This window comes from Halorubrum sp. SP9, assembly GCF_005435015.1.
In the GTDB taxonomy this organism is placed as follows: Archaea; Halobacteriota; Halobacteria; order Halobacteriales; family Haloferacaceae; genus Halorubrum; species Halorubrum sodomense.
Genome location: NZ_SGXU01000397.1, coordinates 1 through 433, shown reverse-complemented (window position 1 = coordinate 433; position 433 = coordinate 1). Strand labels below are relative to the sequence as shown.

At 49.0% G+C, this 433-nt stretch carries 1 protein-coding gene; it reads right to left on the bottom strand.

What is annotated here, in order from left to right; all coding sequences use genetic code 11:
* On the bottom strand, positions 1 to 270 hold a 270-nt coding region (locus EXE45_RS18020; RefSeq protein ID WP_137695129.1), incomplete at its 3' end, for a response regulator transcription factor.
* Between the last annotated feature and the right edge of the window lie 163 nt (positions 271 to 433).

Below are 433 nucleotides of genomic sequence, written 5' to 3'. Positions count from 1 at the left end.
ATCCGGGAGTGACTCGGGATCGCTGCCAGAGATCAGTACCACTGGCGTCGTTGACCCATTCGCACGGAGCTGGTCATACACATCCGTGCCAAGCATATCTGGCAGTTTATAATCAAGAATAATCAGATCGACAGCTGGGGTCGCCTTTCGGATCGCCTCTTTCCCTGTCTGAGCCAAGCGTACTTGATAAGCATTCATAAGATAGTGTTGGTAGAGAGATGCGAGATCATCGTTATCCTCCACGAGAAGGATAATCTTCTCAGCAGTCATAACCTGAACTAGTTAGTTCAGTATAATATATTTTTGGGTATTTTGACATTATGCCCCCCTCGAGAGCAGGTCAAGCAGACAGTAGCGTGTTCCTTGATGTCCGCCAAGAGAAGTCCGACACACCGGGCGTCACTCCGAGTACAGTTACGGAAAATACGAGGCG